Consider the following 9,918-nt stretch of genomic DNA (forward strand, 5'->3'; position numbering starts at 1 on the left):
CACGCGGGGATGGTCCACTCAACCGCCTGAAGGAGGGGACTGCCGTGAGTGCTCCCCGCGCACGCGGGGATGGTCCCCGGTACGCGCCCCCGGTACGTCGACGGCCCCGGTGCTCCCCGCGCACGCGGGGATGGTCCCCCCGACCCGCACGTCGGGAAGTTCGTCGCCGAGTGCTCCCCGCGCACGCGGGGATGGTCCCGGGAACCCGATGGTCTTCAGCTTCAGCAGCGAGTGCTCCCCGCGCACGCGGGGATGGTCCCTTGAGAGGCTTCAAATCCACGGTATGACGGTCGTGCTCCCCGCGCACGCGGGGATGGTCCCAACACGTCAGCCGCCTCCACCCACGCCAAATCCGTGCTCCCCGCGCACGCGGGGATGGTCCCACGACCGTGACCGTGGACTGGGGCCCGGCGCGGTGCTCCCCGCGCACGCGGGGATGGTCCCAGGCCAGTCAGCAGGCTGGTGCCGCGTCCGGGGTGCTCCCCGCGCACGCGGGGATGGTCCCCGGGCACGGGCCGATGCGCGCCGCGGACTCGAGTGCTCCCCGCGCACGCGGGGATGGTCCCCGGCCACCACGGGCGGCGAGTCGAACGGGTCGATGCTCCCCGCGCATGCGGGGATGGCGCACGCGTCCTCGTCGACGTCGGCGGACATGCTCCCCGCGCACGCGGACACCGGGCGTTAGGTACTGGATGCTCCAGGCGGTGGGCAGGGCTGCGGGGCTGTCGTTCGCTGGCGGGTGGGCCGAGGCGGAGTAGGTCGTCTTGGGTTCGGCCGGCCGCTACGTTCTTTAAGGACGGTGCCGCGCCCAATCCTGGTCCGTTCCGGGCGACGTATCGCCTGAGACCATGTCTGTGACGCGCGACGATGCGCCATGTACCTTGGTCTAGGTTGGATCTCTGGCAGATCGCTGAGATGCCCAGGTGGTTACGGCCTTCTCCTGGCTAGGCTCCCTGTGTGCAAAGAGGTAGTGGGCGGGTTCTTTACGTAGTGGCCTGCGCTGCGCCTGCAGCGACGGATCTTGTCCGGCTGGTTGAGCTCGCGCAGGATGCGGGTTGGCGGACGTGTGTGATCACAACGCCGATGGGGCGCCGCTTCGTCGACGCGGAGGCGTTGGAGGCGCTGACGGGCGAACGGGTTCGCTCGGATTACCGGATGCCGGGGGAGTCGAACGGACTTCCTGCTGCTGATGCGGTGGTGGTGGCGCCCGCCACCTTCAACACGATCAACAAGTGGGCCACCGGCATCGCGGACACGTTCGCTGTGAGTCTGCTATGCGAATTGATGGGGTTCGAGGTGCCCATCGTGGCGGCCCCGCTGCTCAAGGTTGCCTTGGCTCGGCATCGTGCGTTTGAGGCGAACGTTGAAACTCTGCGCGAGATGGGGATTCGGATCCTGTTCGATCCGGCTGCGCCGGCACATGCCCGAATGGCAACCTGGGAAGAAGTCATGGGAGAGCTGCACGCACTGGTCGGGGATCGGTAGCGCTTACGGCTGGAGTGGTCAAGGTGAAGGATGCGCGCAAGGAGGTGGGGCAGCAGCTCGCCCGTGCCCGGCGGCGGCGAGGATTGTCCCAAGTCGTCCTAGCGGGGTTGATCGGCCGTTCCGAGAGCTGGCTGAGCCAAGTGGAACGTGGCGCCAGAAGCATCGACAGTCACTCCGTGCTAACCCAGCTCGGCGAGATCCTGGGAATACCGCTCGAAGACCTCACCGTGGACGAGAAAGGGGGCGGAGTGCGGCGCTACGAGGCGGCGGCCCAAATCCGGGATGCCATGACCAGCTACGAGACACTTGCGGCTTACGTTGCCCCCACTGGGGCAACAACCCAAGCTCCGGACCTTGCGTGGCTTAGCAACGAACTGCGTGCGGTCAATCGCCTCTATCAAGCCGCTCACTACGACTCAGCAGGTCAGAGGCTTCCCCGCCTGATCAAAGCCGCCGAACTTGCTGCGCAAGCCGCCCCGACGCGGCGGCGTCGTGCAGCGCACACCCTCCTCGCGCTTGTCTACCATTCGGCGGCGATGACGCTGAACCGCGTCGGCGAACCTGAACTCGCCTGGACTGCGGCCGATCGCTCCTTGGGGGCAGCTCGAGAAGCTGACACGCCACTGCTCGCTGCGGCAGGTGCCTTCCGCCTCGGATACATATTTGTTCGGATGCGCCAACCGGAGAGAGCTAAGGCCATCGCGTTAAATACCGCCACGGCCTTGGGGTCCGTTCCCGGCAAACATGATCCGCAACGCCTGTCGCTGGTGGGCGGGCTCTATCTGGTCGCTGTCACGGCTGCGGCACGTCAGTTTGATCGGGCTGAAGTCGATGCCAATCTCAAACAGGCGCGGCGTGTCGCTGCGGCATTGGGCGGGGACTATAACCACTTCTGGACGGCTTTTGGGCCAACCAACGTGCGCATCCATGAGCTGTCGGCAGCCGTGACCTTTGGCGACCCTCGCCATGCCATCGATATCGGGGAGTCTCTCGACGTCTCCCGGCTGGCGTCCGGCCTGCGGGGGCGTCGGGCACAGGTGCGACTGGATCTCGCTCGAGCCTACGGTCAGCAGCGCAAGGATGCAGCTGCGGTGAACATGTTGTTGGACGCAGAGAACATCTCGCCTGAGTTGGTGCGTTACGACGTGCGAACGCACGACCTCCTTGCCGCTCTGATCAAACGAGAGCATCGCGCTAGTACGCCGCAACTCCGGGGTCTGGCGCATCGCGCCGGAGTCATCTGACCCGTACAAAAGTGCGGGTTCTTTGCCTGTATCCCTGTACGGGTTCTCTCTCCGCCTCCGACCTAACGTGCCGGACGACAACGCACGGTCGGAGAGAGACGGAGCGATGGGCACAGTACAAGGGACGGGCATCCCCACCCAGCAGATGCAAAGCCGGTTGAACGGCGCGTTGGGTGAGCGTCGGTTGCACCTGGCGGCGTTGAACGCGGCGGTCGCGCAGAGCGGGGAGCGACTGTCGTGCGGGCTGGTGAGCCGGGCGGGTGGCCCGCCGGTTCTGTTCATGGTGAGCCACACCGACAAGTTTCGGACCCTGGACGTGGGCTGCGAGCGGGTCGGCGGGGTGTGGTGGTTCGTGCGGGCGGACACTGGTGAGGGCCTGGTCCCAGTGCTGGAGGTCGCGGAGGCCCCGGCCCTTCTGGCGCGGCTGATCGAGCGTTCGGCGGACGCCGCGGCCGGCGCGGATGGTGACCGGTGATGGCGCGGCGGTTCGACCAGGACGACGCGGCGTTCACCGCCGGTTCGATCAAGGAGCCGGTGGCGAAGCTGCGGGCCGGCCAGGCTACCGGGCCGCTTTGCGGCCCTGACGGGGAGTGGGACCCCGACGTTCCCTCTCCGGCGCGGATGTACGACTACTACCTGGGGGGCAAGGACCACGGGACGGCGGACCGGAAGGCTGCTGAGCGGGTGGTGGCGGTCGCGCCGTCGATCCCGGCGGTGGCGCGTGCGAACCGGGCGTTCATGCACCGGTCGGTGGCGTGGGCGGCGCGGCACGGCATCGGTCAGTTCGTGGATGTGGGGACCGGTATCCCGACCGAGCCGAACCCGTACCAGATCGCGCGCGAGTACCGCGACGATCCGGTGGTGGTCGGGGTGGACAACGATCCGGTGGTGCTGGCGCATGACCGGGCGTTGCTGGAGGGGATGCCGATCGTGCGCGGAGACGTGCGCGCGGTTGATGAGCTGATCGCCGATCTCAGCCAGTGGATTGACTGGGACAAGCCGGTGGCGGTGTTGCTGGTGGCGGTCCTGCACTTCGTCACCGACGAGGAGAATCCGGCCGGGGTGGTGGCGGCGTTCGCGGGGCGGATGGTGCCGGGGTCGGTGGTGGCGCTGTCGCACGTGTCGTCCACGGGCGCCGACCGGGAGGCGCTGGCGCGGGTGGAGAAGGTCTACGAGGGGGCGACGGCGCCGGGGGTGGCGCGCACGCACGAGCAGATCACGGGTCTGTTCGGACGGCGGCTGGAGTTGGTGCGGCCGGGGGTGGTGCCGGTGCAGCACTGGCCGACCGAGGCGGGGCCGCTGACCAAGATCCCGATTCTGGGCGGGGTCGGGATGGTGCCCGACGTCCGCGCGGGCGCGCAGCAGGACGGGCGGGTGTGATGGCGGGGCCGTGGACGGTGATGAGCCTCAACACCCAGTACGGGGGCGGATCCGACGGTGAGGGACGTCCGTCGGAGCGCTGGGGTGCGCTCGCGGACATGATCGCGAGCGTGCGGCCTCACATCCTGCTCGCGCAGGAGCTGACGGGCTGGGCGCGTGACCCCCGGTTGCACGCGGCGGCGGAGCGGTCATTGCAGCGCCGGGGCTGGCCATTGCGGTTCCTGCTCGCGCCGTCGCGCACGGACTTCCACACCGCCGTCGCCTTCGCGCCGCAGGTGCTGTGCTGGCGGCAGTACGAGACCAAGTACGCGCACCTGACCGACAACGGCTACGGGGTCGCGGTGCTGGCCGATGCCGGTGCCGATGAGGACGAGCCGGGGGTGACGGTGATCTCGGCGCACCTGTCGGCGTACTCGGCCGAGGCGGCGGCGCAGGAGGCGCAGCGGATGGCGGCACGGCTGCACCGGTACGGGGGCGTGGGCATCCTCGGCGGCGACATCAACAACATGCCGCTCGGTGACCGGGAACCCGACTGGGCGGCGCTCCCTCCTTACAACCGCAGTGCCCGGTGCGTGCCGCACCTGTCGCCGGATGAGCCCTGGCGCGGCAATCGGGCTGTAGGTGAGGTACTGGCCAGAGCGGGGCTGGTGGACGTGGCCGCGCACCTGGCCGAAACGCAGGACCAGCCGCAGTTGCGGGCGGCGACCGGCAACGGCGGGGTGCGGGTGGACCAGTTCCACGTCACCGAGAACCTGCGGGACGGACTGCTGGGGTACGAGCGGCTGGCCGCTGCCAGTGACCATGACGCCATTGTGATGCGGCTCGACCCCGCGACGGCGATGCAGAGCGGGAGGCGGCAGTGAAGGGCAGGGCGGGCAAGGTGCTGGAGCAGGTGGAACTTGCCGCGCTGCGGTGGCGCACGCTGTGGGGCGCAAGGGTGCGGGTCCTGGCGCTGGATCTGCTGGCGGTGATGCTTGAGTCGATGGGCTGGCGGTGCGTGCGGCTGTACCGGCTGGAGGTACTGCCCGTTCCGGTGCTGTGGGTGCACGGCGGCGACCCCGATGCCGGGCTGGCGGTCACCCTGGTGGCGACGAGCGGCGGGTGGCACTACATCGACGCCGGCAACCGGAAGGAGCGGCTCCTCGGGCTGTACTCGGACCGGGCGGGTGCGGCCGCGGCGGTGGACGCGCGCCTGAAGTGGCAGCTCACCACCGACACCGCCCCAGAGGGTGAGGCGGCCGCATCGGCTGAGGCCACTGCCAGGGGAGTGTGCGCCCGATGACGGAAACGGTGACGCAGACAAGCCGGATTCAACGGGCGCTCGATGCGCTGGTGGAGCGGGCCGGAGCGGCGTCGCGGGTGACCAGCTGTGAGGCGGCCGGGCTGAGCCTGGCACAGACCACGGCGGTGCTGGACGCGGTCATGGACGTATGGGATCTGGTCGGGCAGATGCTCGGGCCGGTGATGGACCGGGTGGAGCAGATCAACGAGCGCGAATTGATCGAGCGGCAGGGCGAGTCGGGCCGCGCAGTGCTGGATGACGCGGTGCTGCACCTGTCGTACGGGCGCGACGGGCTGGCGGCTGCGCGGGCTCTGGTGGCGGTGGCACTCGCGGAGATAGTGAGCGTGGAGCAGGGGGCGCGCAGCAAGGATGAAGGGCTGCGGCCCCTCTTGCGCGGTGTCAGGGTCGGGCCAGCGGAATGGCCAACGGCCGCCCGAAGGGGCGACCGCCAAGGTGTTCAGCCGGCGCCGTTGCGCAATTCCAGCCGAGGCGTCTTCGGCGTGGGGGACCGCTGGCCGGCTCGGGCCTGGAAATGCAGGTGACCTGTGAAATTCCGGTGCGGAAGCAGGCTGCTGTGAGCGGCGGCCGAGAAGGGATGGGCTGGACGATGACGCGGCTTCGGCTGAGCTATGTCAATGTCGAGCACGGCGGCCGGGCCGAGGCGGGGTACTCGGCCTACTCCGGGGACGGCGGCCTATACGACTACAACAAAATCGTGGGCTTGCTGCACGACGGGGATTGGCCTGACGTCCTGGTCGTGGGTGAGGGCGACCGGTATGAGCTGAACGGGATGGAGGGCGCGTACGAGGCCGCCGCCGCACTGCGGGAGGCGGGCGGCCCCGCCTACGTCCCGCACCCGTGCTCGCTGCCGCGTGAGGGCGGGATGTTCGCACCCGTGATCTACACCGACCCGCAAAAGGTCGTGATGCGCCGGTTCTACGGCCACCGGCTGCCGGACTTCGCCTCCCGCAACCGCAACCTGCTGGTCTTCACCCTCCCCGGCCGCGCCGACCCGATCCGGCTGGTGGCCTGGCACGGCGACACCCACAGCGGGGATGACCGCCTGGCCGATGCCCGCCGCCTCGACCGGTGGTCGGACCCGACGATCCCGTGTGCACTGCTGGGCGACTGGAACACCGTCCCCAGCGGCCCGTTCTTCGAGCCCGACGACCTGAACACCCCCGGCGTGCACAACCCGCGCCAGATCAACTACCGGGTCCAGTGGCAGGGCGGGGCGTCGCTGGCGGGACCGCACGTCTACGACACGCGGGCGTTGGACGCTCTGTGCGGCTGGTGGAACCCCTCCACGCAGCAGCGGGAGGGCGGCCTGGGGTTCAGCCATTCAGCCGAGCTTGCCAGAGACTACACCCCGACGCAGATCGCCAAGCCGAACGGCCGCCAATGCCTGCCCATCGATGCGATCTTGCTCAACGCGCCGTTGACTGCGGCATATGTGGAGGGCTCCTACCGCGTCCACGACTTCCGAGACCCGCAGCGGCCCGACTCCGACCACAAACGCATCTCGCTCACGCTCGACGTCTGAGCACGGGGCGGGGTGCGCGGTTCGGCGGGCGGAGGTGAGGTCCGCGTGGCTTTCGTAGCACAGAGGATGAGGATCGAGGGAAGGGATGGGCATGGGGCGTGAGGCGGAGTCCGGCGGCGGGGATGTGCGGTCGTCGGTGACGGATCTGGTTCCGGCCGGGGCGGGTGCGGTGGAGCCGGTGTTCTCGTGGTCGGGTGGGGGCGGGGTGCTGCGGCTGGGCACGCGTACGTCTCCGCTGGCGATGACACAGGCGCGCATGGTGGCCGCGAGGCTGGAGGAACTGGCCGCCGTCCGGGTCGAGGTGATCGGAATCCAGACGGCCGGGGATCGGTATCGCGGCCACCTGGGCGAGCTGGGTGGCAAGGGCGCGTTCATGCGGGAGATCGACCGGGCGCTGCTGACCGGTCAGGTGGATATCTCGGTGCACTGCCTCAAGGACGTGCCCGGTGATGTGCCGCGCCCGGATGGGCTGGTGTTCGCCGCCTACGTGCGGCGGGACGACACCGCCGATGTGATGCTGTTCCCGATGGCGAGCAAGGTGCAGTGCATGGCCGATCTCGCGCCGGGGGCACTGGTGGGGACCTCGGCGGTGCGGCGGCGCGCCCAGCTCGGGAAGATCCGTCCCGACCTGCGGGTGGAGTACCTGCGCGGCAACGTCAATACGCGGCTCGGGCGGCTGGATGCCGGCGAGGAGTTCGACGCCATCGTGCTCGCGCGGGCGAGTCTGGCGCGGTTGGGCATCGACCGTGCGGGCGAGGCGCTCGACATCATCCCGGCGGTGGGTGCGGGAGTGCTGGCGGTGGACTGCCGCCGCACCGACCCGGACATCGTGGAGCTGGTGCGGCTGCTGGACCACAGGCAGACCCGGCAGTGCGTGAGCGCAGAACGCACGATGCTGCACGGGCTCCAAGGGCACTGCAACAGCCCGATAGCCGGTCACGCACGCCTGGAGCGGGACGGGCAGTTGAGCCTGCGCGCGATGGTGTTCACCCGTGACGGCTCAAAGTTGGTGCACGCCCATGAGTGGGCACCGCCGGACAAGGGCGAGGACCTGGGCGCGTACGTGGCGGGCGACCTGCTGCGCAAGGGTGCCCGCGACCTGATCGGCGGCATCCCGCACTGAGGGTCTGAGCGGGGCAGGGGTGCCGCAAGGGTGAAGGGCCGCGGCCACCTTCATCTGGGGGCATGGGTCAGGCCGGTCGAATGGCGTAGTTGCAGAACCAGCACCTTGATGCGGAACAGACTCCCCTTGCCGGGCAACCGTTTCGGGGGTCCAGCCGGTAGATGTCGGCGAGGGATCTACTGGGAGGTCGGATGCGGGAGCGCCCGGACTATGCGGCGTATGTGACGGAGCGGTCTCCGCGGCTGCTCAGAACGGCCTATCTGTTGTGCCGCGATTGGGCGCAGGCGGAGGATCTGCTGCAGACGGCGCTGGTGAAGGCGTGGCGCTCGTGGCGGCGGATCGAGGACAACCCCGATCCGTACGTCTACCGGATCTTGGTCAACACGCATGCGTCGTGGGCGAAGCGGCACTGGCGCGGCGAGCGGCCCACGGAACGGCCCCCGGACGGCCCCGATCCGGCGGACGGCATCGGCGCCGCCGAGGACAAGGCGGTCCTGTGGGCGGCGCTCGGCCGGCTCCCGCACCGGCAGCGCGCCACGCTGGTGCTGTGCTTCTTCGAGGACCTGTCGGAGCCGCAGGTCGCCGAGGTACTCGGCTGCTCGGTCGGGACCGTCAAGAGCCAGACCAGCAAGGCCCTCACCAAGCTCCGGATCGACCCGGGCGTCCTGGCCGCCGCACCACAGGGAGGGGAGTGAGCGATGGCACACGAACTGAAGGACCTGACCGAGGTCATGGAGGCCGAGAGCGCTCGCGGCGTTCCGTCCCCGGATCTGCTGAACGGCGTCCGCCGCCGGGTCCGGCGCGGCAACCGGCTGCGCGCAGCCGCCGCGGCCTTCGGCGTGGTGCTGATGGCGGGGGCGGCCTTCGGGGTCGTCCAGCAGCAGGACGGCAACACCCGCGACCGGCACGCGCTCGCACCGACGATGGCCGGCGTCGTCAACCAGGACTTCCAAAGGTCTGCGGGGCGGGACGGCATGCAGCCGCTGCAGGAGGTCGGCTTCTCAAAGCTTCGGGCCAAGGGGCGGTTCACCATCACGCCGACCGGGCCGTTCATCGGCGTCACCCTCCGGTGCTCTGGCGATTTCATGGTCTACCAGCAGCGGGAGAACGGTGCCTTCAGCAGCGGCGGCTGCAGCAAGGGCTCACCCGACGACAACTCCACCTCGGTCTCCAAGGTCGTGCCGGGCGTGCCGATCATCATCGAGGTCGTGGCTCTCCCGTTGAAGGACAGCAGCGAACAGAACCCGAACACGTTGAGTACAATGATCGGCATTGACCGGTACCTGGGCAGCCACGAGCCGACGTCAGGGAACTGGAGCGTCCGCGTCTACAGCGGCCAGTGCAACACCGACGCCTGCAACATGGGGACCCGTCCGCCGACGCAGCCGAAGCGGCTTGCGGTGACCGGGCTGAAGCGGTTGGCGCGGGTCACCGGTAGCGCCGACGGCAGGTCCCGGACGGTGCCGCTCAACGAGCCGGGGAAGTCGATGCGGATACGGGTGACATGCGTGGACGGCGCGGCGGTGGCGGTCGTCCGGACCGGCGGGCAGACCAAGGTCGTGGACTGTGAGATCGCCGAGTCCACGGGCATCACCTGGGATCAGGACGCCGAAGCCGGGACGAACGCAATCAAAATCGCCATACTGCCCGCCGAGGTGGGCAAGGTGCACGGCACCAGCGACGCCGCGCTGGCCGAACTGATGAAGAGCGTGAAACCGGCGGGGAAGTGGACACTAGAGGTCTACGCCCGCTGAGCCCCGCAGCGCCGCCGGGCCCGGGGGGGCCCCCCCCGGGCCCGCGGGGGGCGGCCCCCCCCCGGGGGGGGGGGGGGACCCCCCAAAAACAACACAAAAAATAAAGG

Annotated in this window: 11 protein-coding genes and 1 CRISPR repeat array (1 of these 12 cut by a window edge); all 11 genes read left to right on the forward strand. The window is 69.5% G+C overall.

The window, feature by feature from the left end:
• Window positions 1-627: direct repeats of the CRISPR family, unit length 29 nt; unit sequence GTGCTCCCCGCGCACGCGGGGATGGTCCC (it extends 317 nt beyond the left edge of the window).
• Window positions 628-990: 363 nt separating this feature from the next.
• The 11 genes from ACGFI1_RS11560 (at window position 991) to ACGFI1_RS11610 (ending at window position 9,811) form a co-directional block, all read left to right on the forward strand.
• A complete protein-coding gene (locus ACGFI1_RS11560; protein WP_392784884.1) occupies window positions 991-1,485 on the forward strand; it encodes a flavoprotein in 495 nt (164 codons plus the stop codon).
• A gap of 23 nt (window positions 1,486-1,508) precedes the next feature.
• A complete protein-coding gene (locus ACGFI1_RS11565; protein ID WP_392784886.1) occupies window positions 1,509-2,729 on the forward strand; it encodes a helix-turn-helix domain-containing protein in 1,221 nt (406 codons plus the stop codon).
• A gap of 106 nt (window positions 2,730-2,835) precedes the next feature.
• Window positions 2,836-3,204 carry a hypothetical protein gene (locus ACGFI1_RS11570; protein WP_392784888.1) on the forward strand — a complete coding sequence of 123 codons (369 nt, stop codon included), beginning with the start codon at window positions 2,836-2,838 and terminating at the stop codon, window positions 3,202-3,204.
• Complete coding sequence (locus ACGFI1_RS11575) at window positions 3,204-4,109, forward strand: SAM-dependent methyltransferase (protein ID WP_392784890.1); 906 nt, start codon at window positions 3,204-3,206, stop codon at window positions 4,107-4,109. Before ACGFI1_RS11570 ends, ACGFI1_RS11575 begins: the two co-directional genes overlap by 1 nt.
• A gap of 110 nt (window positions 4,110-4,219) precedes the next feature.
• On the forward strand, window positions 4,220-4,972 hold the full coding sequence (locus tag ACGFI1_RS11580; RefSeq protein WP_392784892.1) for a hypothetical protein: 753 nt from the start codon (window positions 4,220-4,222) through the stop codon (window positions 4,970-4,972).
• The gene (locus ACGFI1_RS11585) at window positions 4,969-5,391 is read left to right on the forward strand and encodes a hypothetical protein (RefSeq protein ID WP_392784894.1); all 423 of its coding nucleotides are present in this window, start codon (window positions 4,969-4,971) and stop codon (window positions 5,389-5,391) included. The genes ACGFI1_RS11580 and ACGFI1_RS11585 overlap by 4 nt, the downstream gene beginning before the upstream one ends.
• A complete protein-coding gene (locus ACGFI1_RS11590) occupies window positions 5,388-5,933 on the forward strand; it encodes a hypothetical protein (RefSeq protein ID WP_392784896.1) in 546 nt (181 codons plus the stop codon). The genes ACGFI1_RS11585 and ACGFI1_RS11590 overlap by 4 nt, the downstream gene beginning before the upstream one ends.
• A 65-nt stretch (window positions 5,934-5,998) precedes the next feature.
• Entirely contained in the window at window positions 5,999-6,934 is a 936-nt protein-coding gene (locus ACGFI1_RS11595) for an endonuclease/exonuclease/phosphatase family protein (protein WP_392784897.1), read from the forward strand.
• A 91-nt stretch (window positions 6,935-7,025) separates the two neighbouring features.
• Window positions 7,026-8,057, forward strand: coding sequence for a hydroxymethylbilane synthase (hemC, locus tag ACGFI1_RS11600; protein WP_392784899.1), 1,032 nt, complete (start codon window positions 7,026-7,028; stop codon window positions 8,055-8,057).
• Window positions 8,058-8,248: 191 nt separating this feature from the next.
• A complete protein-coding gene (locus tag ACGFI1_RS11605) occupies window positions 8,249-8,752 on the forward strand; it encodes a SigE family RNA polymerase sigma factor (protein WP_392784901.1) in 504 nt (167 codons plus the stop codon).
• Between the two features lie 3 nt (window positions 8,753-8,755).
• Window positions 8,756-9,811 carry a hypothetical protein gene (locus ACGFI1_RS11610; protein ID WP_392784903.1) on the forward strand — a complete coding sequence of 352 codons (1,056 nt, stop codon included), beginning with the start codon at window positions 8,756-8,758 and terminating at the stop codon, window positions 9,809-9,811.
• Window positions 9,812-9,918: the final 107 nt, after the last annotated feature.

Origin of the sequence: Actinomadura geliboluensis (genome assembly GCF_043197915.1) — a bacterium.
In the GTDB taxonomy this organism is placed as follows: domain Bacteria; phylum Actinomycetota; class Actinomycetes; order Streptosporangiales; family Streptosporangiaceae; genus Spirillospora; species Spirillospora geliboluensis.